Source organism: Motilimonas pumila, from assembly GCF_003596335.1.
Taxonomy (GTDB): Bacteria; Pseudomonadota; Gammaproteobacteria; order Enterobacterales; family CBDFNC01; genus Motilimonas; species Motilimonas pumila.
Genome location: NZ_QZCH01000013.1, coordinates 101850 through 121366, shown reverse-complemented (window position 1 = coordinate 121366; position 19517 = coordinate 101850). Strand labels below are relative to the sequence as shown.

General features: G+C 46.8%; 19 protein-coding genes. 8 read left to right on the top strand and 11 right to left on the bottom strand.

Annotated elements, in window-relative coordinates:
• The first annotated feature begins 257 nt into the window (after positions 1–257).
• Positions 258–833 (top strand): MarR family winged helix-turn-helix transcriptional regulator, encoded by a 576-nt coding sequence (locus tag D1Z90_RS11420; protein ID WP_119910891.1) that lies wholly within the window; start codon positions 258–260, stop codon positions 831–833.
• A gap of 127 nt (positions 834–960) precedes the next feature.
• On the opposite strand, the gene D1Z90_RS11415 is transcribed toward D1Z90_RS11420, so the two are convergent.
• Positions 961–1704, bottom strand: a complete 744-nt coding sequence (locus tag D1Z90_RS11415; protein ID WP_232525246.1) for a hypothetical protein — start codon at positions 1702–1704, stop codon at positions 961–963.
• Between the two features lie 47 nt (positions 1705–1751).
• Complete coding sequence (locus D1Z90_RS11410; RefSeq protein ID WP_198419145.1) at positions 1752–1973, bottom strand: hypothetical protein; 222 nt, start codon at positions 1971–1973, stop codon at positions 1752–1754.
• A gap of 308 nt (positions 1974–2281) precedes the next feature.
• On the opposite strand from D1Z90_RS11410, the gene D1Z90_RS11405 reads away from it, so the two are divergent.
• Positions 2282–3070, top strand: coding sequence for a siderophore ferric iron reductase (locus tag D1Z90_RS11405; protein ID WP_119910888.1), 789 nt, complete (start codon positions 2282–2284; stop codon positions 3068–3070).
• A gap of 89 nt (positions 3071–3159) precedes the next feature.
• On the opposite strand, the gene D1Z90_RS11400 is transcribed toward D1Z90_RS11405, so the two are convergent.
• The 6 genes from D1Z90_RS11400 to D1Z90_RS11375 are packed head-to-tail and all read right to left on the bottom strand — an operon-like array spanning position 3160 to position 8159.
• Complete coding sequence (locus D1Z90_RS11400) at positions 3160–4425, bottom strand: tetratricopeptide repeat protein (protein ID WP_119910887.1); 1266 nt, start codon at positions 4423–4425, stop codon at positions 3160–3162.
• A gap of 12 nt (positions 4426–4437) precedes the next feature.
• Positions 4438–5082: an energy transducer TonB gene (locus D1Z90_RS11395; RefSeq protein WP_119910886.1), complete on the bottom strand. Its 645-nt coding sequence runs from the start codon at positions 5080–5082 to the stop codon at positions 4438–4440.
• On the bottom strand, positions 5082–5492 hold the full coding sequence (locus tag D1Z90_RS11390) for an ExbD/TolR family protein (RefSeq protein WP_119910885.1): 411 nt from the start codon (positions 5490–5492) through the stop codon (positions 5082–5084). Before D1Z90_RS11390 ends, D1Z90_RS11395 begins: the two co-directional genes overlap by 1 nt.
• An 11-nt stretch (positions 5493–5503) precedes the next feature.
• On the bottom strand, positions 5504–6025 hold the full coding sequence (locus D1Z90_RS11385; RefSeq protein ID WP_232525245.1) for a MotA/TolQ/ExbB proton channel family protein: 522 nt from the start codon (positions 6023–6025) through the stop codon (positions 5504–5506).
• Positions 6026–6030: 5 nt separating this feature from the next.
• Complete coding sequence (locus D1Z90_RS11380) at positions 6031–7368, bottom strand: MotA/TolQ/ExbB proton channel family protein (protein ID WP_119910883.1); 1338 nt, start codon at positions 7366–7368, stop codon at positions 6031–6033.
• Positions 7368–8159 (bottom strand): DUF3450 domain-containing protein, encoded by a 792-nt coding sequence (locus tag D1Z90_RS11375; RefSeq protein ID WP_119910882.1) that lies wholly within the window; start codon positions 8157–8159, stop codon positions 7368–7370. Before D1Z90_RS11375 ends, D1Z90_RS11380 begins: the two co-directional genes overlap by 1 nt.
• A gap of 369 nt (positions 8160–8528) precedes the next feature.
• Between D1Z90_RS11375 and D1Z90_RS11370 the strand changes: the two genes are divergently transcribed.
• Positions 8529–10559, top strand: coding sequence for a TonB-dependent receptor plug domain-containing protein (locus D1Z90_RS11370; protein WP_158587109.1), 2031 nt, complete (start codon positions 8529–8531; stop codon positions 10557–10559).
• A gap of 31 nt (positions 10560–10590) precedes the next feature.
• Positions 10591–11772 (top strand): HmuY family protein, encoded by a 1182-nt coding sequence (locus tag D1Z90_RS11360; protein ID WP_158587108.1) that lies wholly within the window; start codon positions 10591–10593, stop codon positions 11770–11772.
• A gap of 517 nt (positions 11773–12289) precedes the next feature.
• Here D1Z90_RS11360 and D1Z90_RS11350 read toward each other — a convergent pair.
• Complete coding sequence (locus tag D1Z90_RS11350) at positions 12290–14485, bottom strand: S41 family peptidase (RefSeq protein ID WP_119910877.1); 2196 nt, start codon at positions 14483–14485, stop codon at positions 12290–12292.
• A gap of 191 nt (positions 14486–14676) precedes the next feature.
• On the opposite strand from D1Z90_RS11350, the gene elbB reads away from it, so the two are divergent.
• Complete coding sequence (gene elbB, locus D1Z90_RS11345; protein ID WP_119910876.1) at positions 14677–15330, top strand: isoprenoid biosynthesis glyoxalase ElbB; 654 nt, start codon at positions 14677–14679, stop codon at positions 15328–15330.
• Positions 15331–15403: 73 nt separating this feature from the next.
• On the opposite strand, the gene hutZ is transcribed toward elbB, so the two are convergent.
• On the bottom strand, positions 15404–15958 hold the full coding sequence (gene hutZ / locus D1Z90_RS11340; RefSeq protein WP_119910875.1) for a heme utilization protein HutZ: 555 nt from the start codon (positions 15956–15958) through the stop codon (positions 15404–15406).
• Positions 15959–15962: 4 nt separating this feature from the next.
• A complete protein-coding gene (gene hutX, locus D1Z90_RS11335) occupies positions 15963–16484 on the bottom strand; it encodes a heme utilization cystosolic carrier protein HutX (RefSeq protein WP_119910874.1) in 522 nt (173 codons plus the stop codon).
• Positions 16485–16682: 198 nt separating this feature from the next.
• Here hutX and D1Z90_RS11330 point away from each other — a divergent pair, with 198 nt between their 5' ends.
• Genes D1Z90_RS11330 through D1Z90_RS11320 form a run of 3 tightly spaced genes read left to right on the top strand, consistent with a single transcriptional unit; the run spans position 16683 to position 19417 of the window.
• Positions 16683–17519: a heme/hemin ABC transporter substrate-binding protein gene (locus tag D1Z90_RS11330; RefSeq protein WP_119910873.1), complete on the top strand. Its 837-nt coding sequence runs from the start codon at positions 16683–16685 to the stop codon at positions 17517–17519.
• A 3-nt stretch (positions 17520–17522) separates the two neighbouring features.
• Positions 17523–18554, top strand: a complete 1032-nt coding sequence (locus D1Z90_RS11325; protein WP_119910872.1) for a FecCD family ABC transporter permease — start codon at positions 17523–17525, stop codon at positions 18552–18554.
• Positions 18554–19417, top strand: coding sequence for a heme ABC transporter ATP-binding protein (locus tag D1Z90_RS11320; protein ID WP_119910871.1), 864 nt, complete (start codon positions 18554–18556; stop codon positions 19415–19417). Before D1Z90_RS11325 ends, D1Z90_RS11320 begins: the two co-directional genes overlap by 1 nt.
• Positions 19418–19517: the final 100 nt, after the last annotated feature.

Sequence of the window (19517 nt, the reverse complement as noted above, 5' to 3'; positions counted from 1 at the left end):
AGAATCACTTCCATGTATCGTGCTCAATGATCTGATCGCAGTTTTCGAGAAAGGTTCCCTATTTAGTCAACAACGCCCATTTAATACCATCTTCACGAAACCATTGTTTGAATGTAATTGCCACCATAGTTTCGATGCAAAACATTGTTTGAATGTAATCGCTAATATAGTATCGATACGAAACATTGTTAATTGTAAACACAGTGGTATACTTGTCAACGTTGTTTCGATTAAAAACTTTGATCAAGTGAGAAAGCATGAATCACGCGGGAAAAATAGGCGACTTACTCGAGCGCATCAGTACCTTATTTCGTAACGAAGTACGGCAAGCGGGCCTTAGCCATGGCTTGCATCCGGTGCATCTTGAGGTATTGTTTTATCTCAACCGTTGCAACCAATTCAGTGATACCCCTGCCAGCGTTAAAGACTTTTTAGGGGCAACCAAAGGCACAACGTCACAATCGATCTCACTACTGGAAAAAAAGGGTTACCTGCTTAAAACGAAAGACGAGCAAGATAAGCGCGTGTTTCACTTAAGCTTAACCCAAGCAGGGCAAGAGGTTGCGACCTCCAGTATGCCGCCACCGAGTTTACGCCAAGCATTATCACGCTATGGTGACGATGTAAGTTCACAGCTAACGCAACAACTTGAACAACTGTTGATCAATATTCAAACCGAAACCAGTCATACCGGCTTTGGCACTTGTAAAACCTGTAAATTTCATCGTACTGAAAATAAACAAACTTTCTTTTGTGAGCTCACTCAGATGACATTGCCCACTCCCCACGGCGAGCTCATATGCCGAGAACATGTGGTGCCAGACGCCGGCTAATAGCTATCGTCCAGCGTGACGATTAATTAAGGGAGACCCGCACTTTGCTCTGCGCCACACAACGCAACAGCAACCCTTTAGCGCTGTCACACTAAAGGGCCAATATGACGCAACCGCACCCAGTAAATTAGTGACGCGCAACAACCTCGCCTGGTAAAGATAAGTCGCCAGAAGCAATATCTTGTACTTGGGTGACACACAGCAAGGGGTTGTGAACGCTGGCGTTAACTTGCAGTACCGATGTCACCGCGTCAAACTGAAAATCTTGTGACCCTGCGAGATCTTGCGTTGGCACATCCACAGTTAAGGTATCATTGGTAAATTCAGGAGCATAACCTGGGCTATCGAGGTAGATAGGCAACCCTGGCCAAGTGACTGGTACCTTGGGGGTTTGCCCTTCGGGAATATCCTTTACTTTCAAGCCTCCGGGGCAAGCGGCATCTTTTGTCAGCACAACCCAATGTGAGTGCCATTCATTACCATCATTTGTTTTGTCACCGTCTGCGTTTTCATCAAACTGAGGAGTATCATCAAAATCAGGGTGCGCTGTTACCGCAAGCGCTAAAATACCTTGGCCCTTTTCAAAGCCCACCGCCTCTGAGTCTAAACTCGTTGGCCACACGTAGCTGTATACTTGCGCACCCGCCAATTGACCATTGACGTTGGGTTTCAGCTTGCCAATATTCGCTGTGACTTCGGCTTGGAAGGTCAGAGCCGATGGGCCTTTTTCAATTTTTGCATGCACCAAGTCAAAAGACGGATTAACATTTTCGTTTGCTAGCGCCTGTATATGACCATGGTGGCCTGCATCGGCTAAAACCACACCACTAAAAGCCAGCGCTAAGGTTGTTATCACTCGTGTATTCATCATATCTTCCTTTATTAATCTGGGTTATTTCATCGCTATAAGACGAGTTACTACGCTTTGAAATCAGTCATCGCCGCGCCAAAGTTGATATGAAAAACAGCCCCACCCATTAATACCGCAGGTACTGACTTTACCCCCGCTAATTCAGCCTCTGTGATACGTTCAGGAGTGTCACCCAAATGCACAATTTCTGCCCCTAGAGCATCTGCTAAGTGCTGCTCTGCCTCGATGCAAATACTGCACCCTGCGTGATAAAAAATAGGTTGAGTCATAATAATTTCCTTTTTTTAAATTGGTTTCGTATCAAAACAATATTAGATTAACGGTTTTATTCCCCCTGTCAATATAGTTTCGAATAAAAACAAAGTTTAAAAACGAAGAGTTACTTTGATAACCGTAAATAGAAATGAACAAATAAACGGGAACTGGGTAAGTAAAAGAGTTTAAAAACACGGTGAAATGACAAATTAGTGATAATTGTTTTTATTAGCATTTATCTATAAGATTTACCCTTTTATGCCGCTTTATCGGCATTGCTTTAACCGGAGTGCAGCCGCCTTTCCATGGCGCAACTATTATCATGTTAGACAAAAATCAGATCGCCTTGTTGCAGTCCTTACGACAACCCTTCCCTGTTGCACCATTAGCTGCAGAAATCGACCCTAGCATGGCACTCCTTGCAGATCCTACCGAGCACACCATGATACAGCCCGACCAGCCAGATGCTGTGGTTCAACTGTTTAAATATTGGCAACAGGCGCACCCTGAAGCAGGCGATAAATACTGGACGGTTCGCAGCTGGACAATGCTCACTTGGCAACCGGTGGCACTTGCACTGATTTCCGCATTTGGCAGCCAACAGCTCATTAGCTTTAGCCACTTTCAGCAACGCCTCAAACAAGGCCTCGTCAGTGGCTTTTATTGGGCGCAACCGTTAGAAGAATACTCTGATCTTGACCCTATTAACCGAGTGTTGCAGTTAAGCGCTGAATTAAACACATTGTTTCAACACTATTTGCTGCAGCTCACGCAATGTGGACCTCTGCAACACAGCGTCGCCATGCGGCTGGTTAAAGATCAGTTGGCCAAGATGATTTTACAGCTGGCGGCGATGATGCCTGCTGGCGCTGAAGCATTAGCTGAGCCTATAACCGCACTTTGGTGTCAAAGCCTGCAAATTAATACTAAACCAGCCTATTTGAATATTCCCTTAGCGGAAAATGCCAACAAGACAGTAGTTAAGCGCAGCGCTTGTTGCTTGCACTATTACCGCGATGATGGTGACTTTTGTCTAACGTGTCCCAAGCAAAATAAACAACAATGGCAACACAGTATTAGCCAATACCAACAACTGCATGGTCCTAAATAACGACTAGGCAATGCGATGGGGGAAAGAGGTGTGAATACGCAGTAAAAAAACGCGAAGCCGAGGCTTCGCGTTGTGAAGGTGGCGGCAATCTAGCTGGTAGCCGCTGTTTGAAGCTCAGCGGCGCTGGGCTTTGCCGGCAGGGCCGTATCTTCTAGGGTCGGCTCAGGCGCAATGTGAGCCAAGTAATTACGCCAGCTTAATACTTCACCATGATAAGTCGACTCTTGATCTATCTTAGCCAACATCGCACGCGCATTAGGGTATTGTTTTAAATTGATATTAGCGATAGCCATCATCAGATAAACCCTGTCACTGTCGCTGCCACCGGTGAGCTGTTTTAGCGTGACTAAAGCATCTTGCCAACGCTGTTGTTGCAGTTGCAGTTGCCCCAATTGCCACAAGTTTTGCTTGTTGGGATCTTGTTTGGCAAGTTTTGCCAACGTTTGCATGGCCTGATCTTGTTGCTTGGCTTGTAGCCAAGCCTGACTCAATAACTTTTGGTGCTTTTGAGTATCTTTAATTTTACCCGATACCATCGCCTTATTTATCACTTGAGCCGCTTGATAAGCGTTACCTTGCTGTAGCAACAGCTGAGCTAAAATACGGTATTGTTGCGAGCGGTTAAATAAGCCTTGCTGGTGTGCTAAACGAAACGTCGCCAACGCATCTTTTGACTTATTCGCGCGCATTTGCAGGCCCGCCAATTGTTGCCATTGCAACATTGCCTTTGGCTCTCTTGCCAAAATGCGCTTTTGCCACTTAATGGCACTGTTCCACTGTTTCAGCTTTGAATGTGCGACAACGGCAATTTGATACCAACTGGTCGCCGCATTTGGCTTGCGTTTTAGCGCTTGGTTAATCGCTTTGGTCGCACCCTGCCACTTTTCTTGCTGCACATAACCTTGGGCCAGTAACTGGTAATGCTGAGCTTTTACTTGCGCTGCGGGTGCTTGCTGCAACCACTGGCGTAATAACTGAGTGCCTTGGGCCCAGTTTTCTAGGCTCATATTAAGCTGAGCGCGAGTAAGCAATAATGGCAAGGTCTGTTCGGGCGTTAACGTGCCCGTTGCCACTGCTTGATCGTAATACTTTAAGCCTGCTTGGTAGCGGTCTTGGCGTAAAGCGATATTGGCTAAGTTTAACCATACCATCGCCAGTGCATAATCTTTATTTTCCTGGGGCTTAAGCTTTGCCTCTAACTCAACCAGTTGCGTTTTGGCCGCGCCATACTGCTCAGCTTGAATTTGCTTAATGGCCCGACTAATGGTGCTGTGTTCAGATTGTGTCAGCTGCTTGGCTTGCAACGGAGCAGCCAATATACTTAACACCAATAACCACAATGACCAGATTTTCATACCTGACTCCACTTAGTCCAGCATATTAAATTGTAATATAGTGCGCGTTTTAAACGCCACGTTTTGACCGTTAACCTGTTTGGGCTGGTACCGCCACCTTGCTACAGCTCGGCGCACTGACTTGTCGAACACATCAGCAGGATTGGCGGCTACAATCTTGATGCTTGATGCCACTACACTGCCATCTTTGCCCACTTCAAATTCGACCGTTACTTCCCCTTCAATATTGCGACGACGTGCCTTACTTGGGTATGTAGGGTTAACCCGAGCAACTGGCATGGCCTGGTTGTCTACCATCAACCCCATAGGTGCCGGAGGAGCAAACTTGCCAATGTCTACCGCCACGGTTTGCACCGTGCTGGCTTCCAGCTGAGGCATTGCCAAATTCAGCTGCGGGGCCATTACAGGCGCCGCTGCAGGTTGTTGCATATTTGGCATTTGCGGCGCTTGCTCCAGTTCTGGTTCAGGCGGTTTTTCACGCTCGCGCTGCAATATTTGGGCTTGGGTGTCTTGCTTTATCGCCAGAAACTGAAACCGTACTGGCGCACTTTTAGCGTGTTGGCTAATAGCCGCAAAGCCCGCTAAATGCGCCAACAGCCAAAATAACAATGCGGCCACCCCTAAACCAAGGGGAATGCAGACCAGCAAACGAACCATTATTGGCCACCTGTCGCCGTGGCGACCACGTAAGGCACCTTGGCAAGACGAAGTTGGTCGAGCAGTTTCACCAAATCTCCTGTGCTGGCAGCTTCATCCGCTTGCACCACTACAGATAAGTCTGCTTGTTCAGTTTTTAAGCGTTCGAGGCTTGGGCGCACCATTCTTAAATCCGTCATTTGGCGGTCGAGCCACACTTCACCGTTGGCAGACAACGCCAACATCACCGCACCTTGAGATTGTGCGCTGCTGGTTTGCGCTTCTGGACGGTCAATCTCAATGCCCGCTTCTCGTACAAATGAGGTAGAAACAATAAAGAAGATCAACATGATGAACACGATGTCGAGCATCGGCGTCATGTCTATTTGCGCTTCTTCTTGCTGTTGATTGAGAAAATCGCGATGTCTCATAACCACTCTTCTTATTTCGACTGGGCAGTGTTTACCGCCCCTTCTTCATTGTATAAACCCATTCTGGCGCGAGTGCTCCAGCGGGCCAGATGGGTGTAGAAAATCAGGCCAAACACGGCCACTGCCATGCCTGCCATTGTCGGTAGCGTTGCTCTGGAAATACCGGCAGCCATAAGCCTGGCATTGCCTGTGCCATTGAGCGCTAAGCTATCGAACACGTGCACCATACCGGTGACCGTACCCAATAAGCCAATCAAAGGGCATAAAGCAATCAGTACTTTGATCAGGCTTAAATGCTGTTGCAGCTGCAAGTCAATGTCGCAACGCAGGCTGTCTTGGCGATAGCTGAAAGGTTGCTGGCGCAAGGTCAAGGTTAACCCACGAAACACTTGCGGATAACGCACCCAGCGAAACCAATAACGCTCAAGCAATAAGCTGATCAGCAAACCTGCTAACAATAATATGCAGGTCAGTACCCAGCCGCCTGTATGCAGAAACTGGGTAAGCAAAAACCACATGTCTTGCAGGCTCATTGACATTACTGCTTACCTGTTGCTTGAGATTCACGGCGATCAGCCAACAAGGCCAAGCTTTTCTGTTGCAAAATTTGAATAATACGACGCGAGCGAGTGTTCAATAAGTTATGACTAAACAACAACGGAATCGCTACAATCAAGCCTAATACGGTAGTGACAAGGGCTTGCGAGATACCGCCGGCCATCAGTTTCGGGTCGCTGGTGCCAAATAGCGTGATACTTTGGAAGGTACCTATCATCCCGGTGACCGTACCCAATAGTCCTAACAGCGGAGCCACCGCGGCAAACAATTTAATTAAGCTTTGACCACGCTCTAGCTTAGGTAGCTCTTGTAAAATCGCTTCGTCTACGCGTAACTCAAGATCTTCAACGTTTAGATCTGACTGCGAAGCCTTGCTTAACACTCTACCAAGCGGGTTGTTCTGTTTAAGTGCGTCCGCTTGTCGCAGCTGCGCTCGCACCCCAAACTCAGTTTTAAATAGCGCCAATAAACGCCATACCGCGATGACTAAACCTATCGCTCCCAAGAATAAAATGAAATACCCCACGTAACTGCCTTGGTGAATGCGATCTTTCAATGATGGCATTTGTCCTAATAATTGCAGTAATTGACCACGCGTAGGATCAATCGTTAAACTCGATTCCTGACCTTGAATAAATTGGCGTGCTTGATTCACCGTAAAAGGATCGGGTTGCTTTTCAAACACCGCTAGCTGCGCCAAACTGGGTTGCCAGCGTACGTATTCGCCGTCATGAGTTAAGACTTGGAAGTTGCCCACCCGGACCAAGTCAACAGTACTCACTTGGCCTTGCACGTTAACCACAGGCGCTTGAAATGAAACCACTTTACCCGATTCACTGAGCTCGTGGTGCATGGTGGCCCATAAGGCTTTGAACTCTTCTACCGTGGGGATCCGTTTCTGGTTCGCAAAAGCGAGCTGGTCCGCACGACCTGGGTATTGTGCGCTAACCAAAGAGTCCAATAACATGCCTTGTGTTTCATTGGCTTGCTGTTTGACTACGCCAAATACTTCACCTAATTGTGCAGTACGCTGTTTCAGTTCTGCCTGCAACTCGGCCAAACGGGTTTCGTTTTCATCAAAGCTGAGCTGTAACTCGGCTTGTCGTTGCTGCGCACTTGCGAGCCTTGCCGCGCTCTGTTCAAACAAGCTTTGTTGCTGGTCTCGGTCAGCTTTAAATTGCGCTAAGCGCGCTTTATTTTCAGTTTGGTCCGCCACAGATATACTCTGAGCCACTTCCGCAACACTGCGAGCGTGCAGCGTTTGTGCTGGCAGTAATAAGCTAAAACATAAACCGAATAAAAAAGTACGAGCGTTCATTATTTACCCTCCACTGGATTTAATGGCAAAGCAAGTAACGCAGGTACTTGTTGCTGCCAAGCAATGCGAATGGCAGAACGTAGCTCTAAATTGTAATCACTGGACAGCGGCAGCCAAGACTGTTGCTCAGGTTGCCACAAGGCACTGGTTTGACCGTCTAAGGTTTGGTAGTAAAGCGCGCTGCGACCAAGGCGAAAGAAGTTTACTTGGCGCTCAGACTGGCCTGACTGCTGCAAGCTGCCTTCATAAGCTTCGATAGTGCGGCCATATTCAATCTCAATTTGGTACGCTTCTAATAACTGGCGATACTTTTCCGCCAAGCTCACGTCGGCGCGATCAAACACAGTGTCTAAACGCGTCAATCGCTGCGCTCGCTCAGCCTGCAAGAAAGGTAAATCCGATGCAATAAAGCCTGCTAATGCTTGTTTCATTTCAATCAATAGAGGCAATGCCGCTTGCTGTGTACTGTCAAGCGAAACGAGCTGCTGAGCAATGTCGTCTAATTCGGCCTGCTGCGACGTCACCATTTTTTCTAGCTGGCGATTATACGCTTCGATTAAATCCGCTTGATGTTGGTTTTGCTGATAAAGCTGAGCCGCTTGCTGAGTATCTAACGCCAACACGTCTATCTGCTTTTGCACCTGTTGGTTGTTTTGATGACTGGATTTTGTGGTCGCAATGCCTTGGTCGATGTCGTTGCTAGCAATGGCGCCACTGCTGAAACATACAGCCAAAACAAGCATGCCTTTCGTCATACATTGCTTGGCCTTGGTGCGCGTCGTTGTATTCATATTTAGACTGCTGTGTTGATACTCGAAATATTATGTTTATTAGACTCTAGCTGAGTTACTAATCTTGGTGTTTATCACTGTGATATTCACATTAATAAATGCGCCTATCTGTTGCTGCCGCACTGTATCAAAACAACCTGTAAATAACAATTATTTTCATTTACAACTTTTTTGATGTAATTTTGCGTGCAAAGTCATATTAATAAGTGGCTAATATTGTTCACATTATATTCAAAATTCATTTACTAACGACTGAGTTTTGTAACACTTTTAACTGCTTCAAACCCCTTCATGCTATTGCTAATGATAATAACTATCATTACAATGCCGGTTTTTCTTGTCATGGTTTACGGACTAGGTGTTGGCAAAATGGACTTTATTAAACCTTGTAATATCAGGCTGACTGGCTATAGCTGTATGCTGGCCGCTATCGGACTCTCTTCTCCTGTTTGGGCTCAAGTGCCCACGAATGATGCCGCTGACATAGTGGTGGTTACAGGCACGAAAACCGAACGCAAACTGCTTGATGTACCCGTGCGCACCGAAGTTGTGACCGCTGCGGAACTAGCTAAAAGCCATGCTCGAGATTTAGCGGAAGGTTTAAAAAACGTCCCGGGCCTACTGATAAAGCCCATTCACGGTAAAAGTGGCCAAGAGGTTTGGTTGCAAGGCATTGATGCTAACCGGGTACTTATCTTGGTAGACGGCTTACCGGTTACCGCTTCAACCGGATCGAGCGTTGACTTAACCCAAATTGCAGTGGCAGACGTGTCTCACGTAGAAATCGTCAAAGGCGCGGTCTCTGCCTTGTATGGCAGCGAAGCCATGGGCGGCGTGGTGAACGTTATCACGCGACAACCACAGCAAGAATTGGCCTACAGCCTCACACTGGATTCAGGGTCTTACGGTGATCATGACGTAAGTCGTACCCCATTTAACGACAACCACTTGGGATTGCACGTTAGCAAGGGTGGTGATAACTGGTTTGGGCAGCTGACGTTCGACATCAGAGACAAGGGCGGCTCAGACTTAGACCCAGATACTTGGTCTTTTGAAGGGGACAAAGGCGATAAAACCAACCTGGCTGGCGAACTGGGCTACCGGTTTGATAATGGCGCCGAGATAAAACTCAAGCCCAGTTATTACAAGGAAGATTTAGTAAAGCAGTTTGATACTTTTGTGCCCGGTATCGGCGACGTTAAAAAAGTGAAGGGTGAGCAAGCGACTCGCAAAAATATTGCCCTCGCAGTCAGTACACCGGTGTTGCAAGACAGTGAAATTAACTTCTGGTATATGCATGAAAACTTCGAAGACATCACCCAACAAGACGTAGTAAGTACTGATTACACCGACCAAGAGCGCGTGGGTGAAAACCAATTTGATAAAGCCGAACTGCAGTTTGATACCGTGTGGGGCGATAACCATTTCATTACCGCAGGGATTGTTGGCTTTCAAAGTGAACTAAAGCAGCAACAAACCAAAAGCTCGCCGCAGGGCAGCAACCGATTTTCTGAGCTTAATGGCCAACAAAACAGGCACGCTACTGAGCTATACCTACAAGATGATATCTTCATCACCGATGAGATTGAGATACTGCCCGGCTTACGTTACCAATATGACTCAGATTTTGGTTCTCATACCGCGCCTAAAATCAACGCCATGTACCGTCCCGCAGGGCTTGAAAGCTACAACGGCATTTTTCGCGCGGGGGTTGGCAATGGTTATCGCACACCCACCCTAAAAGAACGCCACTACATTTTTGACCACAGTGCGTTGGGCTATATGGTGATTGGCAACCCTGATCTCTCACCTGAATCTTCCGTCAGTTTTCAGCTTGGCACGGAATTTAGTCAAGCCCAACACTACCGTGCAGATATCAACCTTTTCTATAACAAGATAAAAGACCTGATTGATACAGATTTAAACCATCAGGCGTCAGCAGAAACCGGCTTACAGATTTTTGAGTATACCAATATAGGCAAAGCAACCACGGCAGGTGTTGACTTAGCGACCAGCTATTTCTTTACACCAGAGTTTTCAGGCGATTTTGCTTACAGCTATTTATACGCCAAAGACGACAATACCAATAAACACCTGACACAACGCCCAGAGCACCAAATAAAAGTAAAACTGAATTACCACATCAGCGCGATTAACTCTGATCTCACCCTTTACGGTAATTACCAATCTGAAGAGTTCATCGACAGCGCGAATAACACCACATCGCCGGCTTATAGCACGTTCGATTTTAAACTGAATTCGCAAATCAACGATCACTTTAAAGTGTTTGTTGGCCTCGATAATTTGACCGACACGGTCAGAGACACACCGGCTACCGGGACAGATTTTCGCCCGAAAACAGGCCGCTTCGTTTATGCCGGTTTCCGGATAGACGGCTAAAAAAATTAACGACTATAGTAAGGGATACAAAATGACGTTTAAGACACCTAAAGCGGCCATTGCCGTGGCGATCACTTCTCTATTTCTGGGCGCCTGTGGCGGTGGTTCAAGCAGCTCTGATGACAGTTCAGGCAGCACGCCAACACCAGAAGTCACACCCACTCCAGTAGTGACACCAACGCCGGAAGTCACGCCAGCGCCAAGTGAACAATTTAGCTACTTAAGCTTGGACGCCACCGACGCCAGCGCACCCGCTTTGGCCGAGTTTTTATCTGGCAGCACGGTAACGGATGATACTTGGCAACTGGGTTACCAAAAATACCTCGGCTTTATGCTTAATGGCGGCCTTTCAGGCTCTGGCGCAGTAAGCGGCTGTATTGCGCATCAATATACAGACTTATATGATACGGATGGCAACCCAGTAGTCGCTACTTTTTCTAACCTTACCAAAGACACGACACAAACCGACTTTAATGCAGTAGATGCAACTGCATGTAACGATTTCATCACTGATAACCTAAAAACGCACATAAAAACAGAAGAATGGTTGAACGCAGATTACAGCCAAGGTGCCCCGGTGTATTCTGCCAAAGCGGGTAATGGCTGGATAGTAAGAACCGCAAGCGGCGAAGCCTATGCCAGAGTGAGCGTCAATACAGTTACGGTAGAGTTTGGGCAAGAGACCAAGCGCCAAATTCAACTCATGGTAGAGAATTGGGACGCTAACGCAGCCGCTTTCAGCGCAGCAGTCACTTCGCCTGTGCTCGACTTTTCAACTGACGTGGTTTATTACGACATAGAATCAAACCAAGTGGTCACTGGCGCAGACGATTGGGATTTAAGCGTCAAAGTATCGGGTCGCGAATACCCGTTACAAGTAAATGGCGGAGCGTCTGGCTCAGGCCAAGCTGGCGTTGGTACACTGATGGTCTCAAATATCAGCGAAGTCACCGACCCTAAAAATACTGAACAAGTCTACAAATACTTTGCAGATACTGCCGAAGGTATCCTTAGCAAGCCTGGTAGCTATGGACCATTTGAATATAGTGTAAATGGGCAACATAAAATGTGGCCGACTTTCACCACCTATTTAATCAAAGACCAAGCCAATGGTGAAGAACGATTATTTAAAGTGCAAGTTGTTAGCAACTATGGTGAAGACGGCAGCTTAAGCAGCGGTAACTTAGTATTACGCTACCAAGAGCTAAATTAAGCCACCTACAGTTAGGTAAGCCAAATAAAAAGCCGCTATCGATTAGCTCATGCCGCTCGGTTAAGCACTAACGCTTGAATCTGAGCGGATATCGGCAGAAAACATAAAGCACCGAACGTGGAAATCGCCGGTGCTTTCTTTTTTGGGGAGTATGAAGGGCTTAAGGTCAGCACGTATATACTGAAGCTTTTGCGGTAGCCTCCCATCCGGAGACAATGCGATTGCTCTTAGTTGCGTGTCTATCATGCTGATAGCTGCTGTAACACTTATCCGTGTTGACTCTATTTCCGCTTCACCAGCGATGGCAACCATTGTAAGGCGGACCAAGTAAACGAATAACGTTATCGAAAGACTGGCTTTCCTCAACGGACTCTAATGCCAGTTCCAGTTCCTGAGCAAACACAAAAAAACCCCAATCAGTAAGTATGATTGAGGATTATCTTTCAGCTACAGGATCGGCCAAGGGTTTCTTAAACGATCGGTATTAGCTGTCAATTATCGGCTTTTTTAGATGCGATTAAATTTGTATTTTACTCGGCGTTTTCTGTTCAAACTCAGGGGATTGTATCCACTTTATAGCCTGTTCAAGTTGCGTATCTTTGCCCTGTTTTAAATCAGAGACGGTTTGTTCAACAGGAATATCCGCAATAATGCCTAACTTTTGCACCTGTGCACCAGCTGGGCCAGTCACTTCAAGGCCAGTTATCCACGTCGACCAGCCTGGGTAAGGCAAGGCTAAAGGAGCAACATCGCCATCAGTACCCGCAGTTTGGCTACCTAGAATCAATGCATTAGGTAAGCGCCTGAATGCCATTGCGGTGAACTCGGCACGGCTCTGCGTATCCTCATTGACTAAAACGACCAAATGCTTATCGAGGGCATTTGGGTTATATATTGGTTTAAAAGTACCGTAACTCTGTTGTGAAGGAATAAATCGACCAGGGGTGGTCCAATCAGGCTTTTTGAATTGCGCAAAATCTAGCGTTGAACGCGAAAATTCATTCAAAAGGGTTGCCGGCATAAACTCAGGATAGTTTCGCAAATCTAAAATTAAACCCTTTTGCTTTTTTGCCCACTGCATCACTTGGAAATGGTTGTCGCCGTTAACCTTGGCCAAATTAATATAACCAATACCGTCGGCAGCTTGCATCTTCATCGGATGAGCATCAAAAGTGTCAATGCGCTCTGCAAAACCTTGTCTGTCTTCAAAAGTTAATGCTGTTACAGACTCCTCTCTTCCGTCCGCAAGTTTTATTTCCGCCTCACGAGAAAAAGTCCGATTTAACAATGGTGCGATTTGTCGATATTTCACTGCATCATTCGAAGCCGACACATAAGGCATTAACTCAGCAGCTTTTTCATTTAAGTCTTTACCATTTATGCTTGCAATTACATCGCCAATGACTATTTCTGATGAGCCATCAATCACAGCGGTCACCGCCCACTGACCATCAATATGTTTAACAAACAAAGGTAAAGTAAATTCCCCAAAAAGCGCCTTATTGGTAGCAGGGGAACCGTTATCAATCAAAGCAGTATGGCTATCTTCATTCGCCGCCAACATTTGCTTCGTCGCCATATAAAAACCAGTCTCAGTGTCTGCTGCTAGCAATACCGGGATCAGCTGTTGTAGCTTTTGTTCCCAAAGCTGAGATAACAATTCGTTGTATGGTGAGTAATACTTAACAGCATTCCAAAAGCGGAATAAAGTTAATAGACGGAATCGAGCGTCTTGAACGCTCGCCAAGGCATACTGTGATTCATTAGCAGGCAGAAGGCGTTCACCGACAGAACTGAGGTAATAATTTTCCTTAAAGCCACGGTTTTTATAAATATCACGCAGCTTATTAGACAACTCTGCACCCAAATATTGTTCGTTGAGTACCCAGCTTAAACTGGGCTGAGATAAGAATGCGTTATCGCTGTAACAAGACTCAGCACAAGGGGTAATTTCCCCGAGAGTATCAAGCCAGTCCACAATGACACTTTGCACCTCTTTCGGCGATGCAGCATTCAGTACCAATGGCAATATCGCGTTAAGCTCAGCATCCATATTAATTTGGCCAGCAGCAACCTGCATATGATGATACTTTACAAACCCCCATGTCCGAGCCAGTAACACTAAACTTTGAACTTGTAGTTCTGTCACCGTAGTCAATTGCAAAATAGGATCATTGGGATTTTGAAAAGGTCGCTTTGTTTCAGCTGGAAGCTTAGAAATTTTTAAAAAGTGCCTATTAGTGAGCGGCTTGCCGTCCACTTCAAGTTTAAAATCGTCAAACCAAGCTTTACCCGGCCCACTCACAATTCCGCCAAAAAAGATCTTACGATCTTTTAATGACAAAGGCAGTACCACACTCACCTCTTGCCACTCGGTATTACCGGTAATCGGCCTATTTCCCATATTGTCAAACGCTAACACTTCCGACGCACCATCTATACGCAGCCATATGCCTGCATGCAAGATGACGCCTTCAGTCTTTATCTTCCCTTTGAGCGTGACATGATTACCGTTCAGGGTATGGTCTATTGACTGATAAAAAGCAATGAACTCTGCACTTGGGTCTTTAGCATTATCAAGAAGAGCTACGGTTTGACCTTCCACATCTACTTTTTTTAGCTGATTTCCACCATTAAATTCAAACCAAACGCTGTTTTCAGAGCCTATAGTGTCCCAGGAGTAATCTATCCCACCTTTATCGTCTATGGCCAATGCGACCGATGAAACGCACCAAAGTATGCAAATGCTAATTAAGCGCAAAATAAAATCTCACTCATGACAAAGAAGCAAATGATCGCAAAACAGTTGCGCCTTCTCAACCAAGCTATTGCTTTTTATTGATTTAAAATTGATGATTCGATTATCCTATCGATTTTCTGTCAAAAGCATAAGGGATTCATAAAATGAAAAAAGTGGCTGTGATTTTAGCGGGTTGCGGGGTTTATGATGGCGCCGAAATAAATGAAGTGGTGCTTACCTTGCTGCACCTCAGCAAAGCAGGAGCTCAATACCAAGCATTTGCGCCAGATATCGAACAGTTACACGTGATCAATCACCTTACTGGTGAGGAAGTTGAGCAAAGCCGTAATGTATTACAAGAAGCGGCGCGGATTGTGCGTGGTGACATTAAAGCCGTCACAGAGCTTAATCCAGACGAGTTTGACGCCCTGATTGTACCGGGTGGTTTTGGCGCGGCTAAAAACCTATCTGACTTCGCCTTAAAAGGCGTCGAAGCAAAAGTGCAAACCGACGTGTTAGCCGCTTGCCAAGGCTTCGCCAAAGCCAATAAAGCGGCAGGTTATATGTGTATTGCGCCGGCTATGGTGCCGCTGATTTATGGCCCAGGTGTGATTGCCACGATAGGCAACGATGAAGGCACCGCGCAAGCAATTACCCAATTGGGTGCAACGCATCAAACATGCACTGTGGATGACATAGTGGTAGATGAAACACACAAACTGGTTACTACCCCTGCTTACATGCTGGCACAAGATTTAGCGCAGGCAGAAACGGGAATTGCAAAGCTGGTTAAACAAGTCTTGAACATGGCAATTTAACCCATAAAAAAGCCCTGCAATACAAGGGTTGCAGGGCGGGCAGTCGTGCCAAAGAGGAGAGATTACGACTTAATTAGGCGTTGGTAACAGATTCAGAATCTGCTTCTGGTTGTCTTTTTTTGTGGCCTTCGGTGAGGTGAACCACGTCAACCATATCATCACCACTGACTTGAAACGCTTGGCCAAAGCCTTTAACGAATAAACCTTGCTCCGGCGACAACTTGAATAAGACAAAATCTTCCAACTCACTCAAGCCATCGATAATATCGCCAAAGCGATCTTTTAAGCCATCAATCGCCGCCTGCCAATCCGGTGTTTCACGTGTAACAACAGAAACTTGCGCGTCAAAACTCAGTCGCTTGCGAGCATAAATGCTACGGGCCTCTTGCTCAGATTCGATCAGCATTAGCGATACTTTTGGGTTTTCAAGCAGATTACGAGCATGACGGGCGATTTGGCTAATCAGTATATAATAGGCTTTGTCGTGCATCGCAAACGGTGCATAGCTGACATTTGGCTGGCCGTCTTGACTGACAGTAGCTAACTGCAACGTTTGGCACGCTTGACGAAATTCTGCAATTTCTGGCCCTAATCGCCCTTGCAGGCGCTGTTGTTTTTCATCGCTCATATCTTTACTCCTTGAATGAGGCTTTTAATTGGCTAAACGCGGCGACTTGTTCAGGGAACAGCTGACGCTTTTCGTCACGGCCTAGGTAAATTTTAAAGATGCCTTCTCCGGTTGCAGTGAAAAAGCCAATGAAATGGCTTTCGCTGCCTTTAAAAGGTTTGCTGACCAAAGCAATATGCGCCACATTATCTAATAATAAGTGACCATGAACTTGGTCGGTGCGACCCATTAGGTTGTAATAACCTCGTGCCATCTTGCCTTTAGGAAAGGGCGCCTTCACTTCAAAAATAGAGCCTTGTGAATGCACAATCGTCGTAACCGGTCCCCACTCTGGTAAGCTTGAGAGAATCGCTTCAGCTTGCTCCCCTGCTACCGCCACTACCATTTCGGGCGGTAAAGCAAACACGGCTTCCCCCTCAGTGATGGACAGTTGTTCGGCGATGCCTGCAGGGTGCAAACCTGGCTCCTGTTGTAAACAAGCCGCAACTTGCTGCTGCGCTTGTTGTTGACTGATTGTTTGATACACAACGGACTCCTTTACCAGTTGTAATAAAACCTAATGATTGCGCTCAAGTACCCTTTCATACTTTACAATGAGAAAATACCCGGCTTTAAGTTGCGCGCAATAGTATAAGAAACACGCTTTTATGTAAATGATAATTGCTATCAATAGCATTTATGATTAAAATCTCGCCTCACTCATGCTGTCACAAGGAAGAACAAGATGCGTATTTTATTACTCGTGATGAGTTTAATTAGCTTGCCAAGCTGGGCCCATTCGGACGCAAAAGTCATTAGCGCAGGCGCCAGTATTACTGAAATTGTTTACGCCCTACAGGCGCAAGACCAATTAATTGCAACCGACGTCACGAGCAAAAAGTGGCACCGTGGCAAACTGGCCGACGTGGGCTATCACCGTCAACTCACAGCAGAAGGCATTTTGGCCTTGTCGCCGAACTTATTGCTAGTCAGCAAAGAAGCCGGCCCACAACATACGTTAGATATGCTGCAACAAGCTGGCGTAGAAGTGGCCGTGGTGCAAAGCGGTAACACCCTCGCCGATCTAAAGACGCGTATTAAGCAAATTGCGGAAAAAACCCAGCATCAAGACGAAGCCACAGCCCTGCTTAAGCAAGTGGATGAGTTAGCTGCTCAGCTAACCGCTAATCAACCCGCTAAAGATAAACGCCAAAAGGCCATTTTCGTTTTAATGCGTGAAGGCCGAGCGCCAAGCCTTGCCGGTGCCGATACTCCCGCCGATACCATCATTACGCTGATGGGCGCAGACAACCCAGCAGCAGCCAAGATTAGCTCTTACAAGCCCGCTTCCACAGAAGCCCTTGTCGCGATGGCCCCAGACGTCATCATCATGAGTAAACGCACGCTGAAACAACTTGGCAGCATTGATGCCTTGTTGGAGCAGCAACCGGCCCTCGCAGCAACGCCTGCCGGTCAAAAACGACGTATTTTAGCGATAGATGGCACCAGTTTGATTGGTGAGATTGGCATCAACAGCTTAAAAGAAGCCTTACGTCTCAACCAAGAAGTATACGCGGACTAAATCATGCAAATTAAACGCTATAGCCTTGCTTGGGTGTTTACCCCCATAGCATTGCTGTTGTTAGCGGCATCATTTACCGCGGTATTAGTTGGCCCCATGCCAATGTCACTGGGCCAAGCGCTGCAAGCCCTTCTGCCTAACAACGATGTGGCACCACATATCAACCTAATCGTGCAGCAGGTACGCTTGCCTCGAGTGTTGTTGTGTGTCGCCGTCGGGGCTATTTTGGCCATGTCTGGCACCGTCATGCAGGGGCTGTTTCGTAACCCTTTAGCAGACCCTGGAATTATTGGTGTGTCTGGCGGTGCTGCGCTAGGCGCTGCGCTTGCCATTGTGTTATTTGCCAGTATGGCGCAAAGCCACCCTGTATTATTAAGTTTAGCCACCGTGCCTGTGTTTGCATTTTTAGGCGGCAGTATTACTACCTTTTTAGTGTACCAGTTAGGCACTGGCCGCAACGGCACTTCAGTGACCATTATGCTACTAGCAGGGGTAGCCATCAGTGCGTTAGCGGGCGCAGCGATGGGGTTACTGAATTATTATGCCGACGATCAAGCACTGCGAGATATCGCGTTATGGTCAATGGGCTCAGTAGCCGGAGCAAGTTGGTCTAGCATTGGCTTAGCTTGGGTTACTGCCATCTCGCTTTTTGTGTTATTTCAACGCGACAGTCGCAAACTCAATGCATTTTTACTGGGTGAACCAGAAGCCAGGCACATGGGGATCGCGGTAGAAAGCTTAAAACGCCGGTTAATCCTGTTATGCGCAGCAGGCGTGGGGGTCACGGTCGCCTTATGCGGCATGATAGGCTTTATTGGTCTGGTTATCCCTCACCTTGGCCGCATGATAGTCGGTCCAGATCACCGTACTTTATTGCCTCTTTCAGCCATGGCTGGAGCTTTGTTGTTACTGGTAGCAGACACCTTCGCTCGTACTTTAGTGGCGCCTGCTGAATTACCTGTCGGCATACTCACCGCATTAGCCGGTGCACCCTTTTTTATCTTCTTGTTATTGCAGCAGCGGGGCCGTCTATAATGCTTCAGTCTTGGTATCAGAAGTGGCTGGGTAAAACGCCAGCGACGCACAATGACAACCTAATAACAAACATAAACTCAACATCCGAACTTGCGCTCGAGGTGAGAAATTTAAGTTTCAGCATCGCCGAAAAAGACTTGGTTCAACAGGCTAATTTAACCGTCAAGCAAGGTCAATTTACCGCTCTACTCGGCCCCAATGGAGCCGGTAAAAGCAGCTTGTTAAAATTGATTTGTGGCGACTTAACATCGGCGCAGAGCAGTCAGAAAGTGAAGATATTTGGCCATTCCCGCCAACAATGGCCAGCAAGAGAGTTAGCCCAGCATTTAGCTGTATTGCCACAACATAGCCAGCTAAGCTTTGCTTTTTCAGTGACAGAGGTCGTCAGCCTCGGGGCTCTGAGCTTAGCGCTACCACAAAACGCGTTACTGCAATTGGTACACCAAAGCATGCAGCAAACAGGCGTTGCCCACCTTGCAGAGCGAGCCTACCCAACGCTCTCTGGAGGGGAAAAACAACGCGTGCATCTTGCCCGGGTATTAACCCAATTAGCCCATGCCGGCCGTCAAGGTTTGCTGTTATTGGACGAACCCACCTCGGCGTTAGATTTAGCGCAGCAACATAAAGTATTGAGGCTATGCCGCAAATTAGCCCAACAAGGCGTGGCGATTGTTGTGGTATTACACGATTTAAACTTGGCCGCACAATATAGCGATCAAATTGTATTAATGAACAATGGCAAAATAGTGGCCAGTGGCACTCCCACAGAAGTGATGACAGCAGATACGGTGTCTGCAACTTACGGCTGGCCAGTCAAAGTGGTGCCTCACCCAGAGTTAAGTCACCCAGTAGTGATGAGTTAACGGGTTCGCTTGGTCACCAACTGCGACATTGATTTATGCAATTAGCCTTAATCGACACAAATTATCGTACAATATAGGTAAGTGTTTCTTTTGGTTTAAA

Coding starts and splice junctions, on each gene's coding strand:
- D1Z90_RS11420 (WP_119910891.1), top strand. CDS start 258: ATGAATCACGCGGGAAAAATAGGCGACTTACTCGAGCGCATCAGTACC.
- D1Z90_RS11415 (WP_232525246.1), bottom strand. CDS start 1,704: ATGATGAATACACGAGTGATAACAACCTTAGCGCTGGCTTTTAGTGGT.
- D1Z90_RS11410 (WP_198419145.1), bottom strand. CDS start 1,973: ATGACTCAACCTATTTTTTATCACGCAGGGTGCAGTATTTGCATCGAG.
- D1Z90_RS11405 (WP_119910888.1), top strand. CDS start 2,282: ATGTTAGACAAAAATCAGATCGCCTTGTTGCAGTCCTTACGACAACCC.
- D1Z90_RS11400 (WP_119910887.1), bottom strand. CDS start 4,425: ATGAAAATCTGGTCATTGTGGTTATTGGTGTTAAGTATATTGGCTGCT.
- D1Z90_RS11395 (WP_119910886.1), bottom strand. CDS start 5,082: ATGGTTCGTTTGCTGGTCTGCATTCCCCTTGGTTTAGGGGTGGCCGCA.
- D1Z90_RS11390 (WP_119910885.1), bottom strand. CDS start 5,492: ATGAGACATCGCGATTTTCTCAATCAACAGCAAGAAGAAGCGCAAATA.
- D1Z90_RS11385 (WP_232525245.1), bottom strand. CDS start 6,025: ATGAGCCTGCAAGACATGTGGTTTTTGCTTACCCAGTTTCTGCATACA.
- D1Z90_RS11380 (WP_119910883.1), bottom strand. CDS start 7,368: ATGAACGCTCGTACTTTTTTATTCGGTTTATGTTTTAGCTTATTACTG.
- D1Z90_RS11375 (WP_119910882.1), bottom strand. CDS start 8,159: ATGAATACAACGACGCGCACCAAGGCCAAGCAATGTATGACGAAAGGC.
- D1Z90_RS11370 (WP_158587109.1), top strand. CDS start 8,529: ATGGACTTTATTAAACCTTGTAATATCAGGCTGACTGGCTATAGCTGT.
- D1Z90_RS11360 (WP_158587108.1), top strand. CDS start 10,591: ATGACGTTTAAGACACCTAAAGCGGCCATTGCCGTGGCGATCACTTCT.
- elbB (WP_119910876.1), top strand. CDS start 14,677: ATGAAAAAAGTGGCTGTGATTTTAGCGGGTTGCGGGGTTTATGATGGC.
- hutZ (WP_119910875.1), bottom strand. CDS start 15,958: ATGAGCGATGAAAAACAACAGCGCCTGCAAGGGCGATTAGGGCCAGAA.
- D1Z90_RS11330 (WP_119910873.1), top strand. CDS start 16,683: ATGCGTATTTTATTACTCGTGATGAGTTTAATTAGCTTGCCAAGCTGG.
- D1Z90_RS11325 (WP_119910872.1), top strand. CDS start 17,523: ATGCAAATTAAACGCTATAGCCTTGCTTGGGTGTTTACCCCCATAGCA.
- D1Z90_RS11320 (WP_119910871.1), top strand. CDS start 18,554: ATGCTTCAGTCTTGGTATCAGAAGTGGCTGGGTAAAACGCCAGCGACG.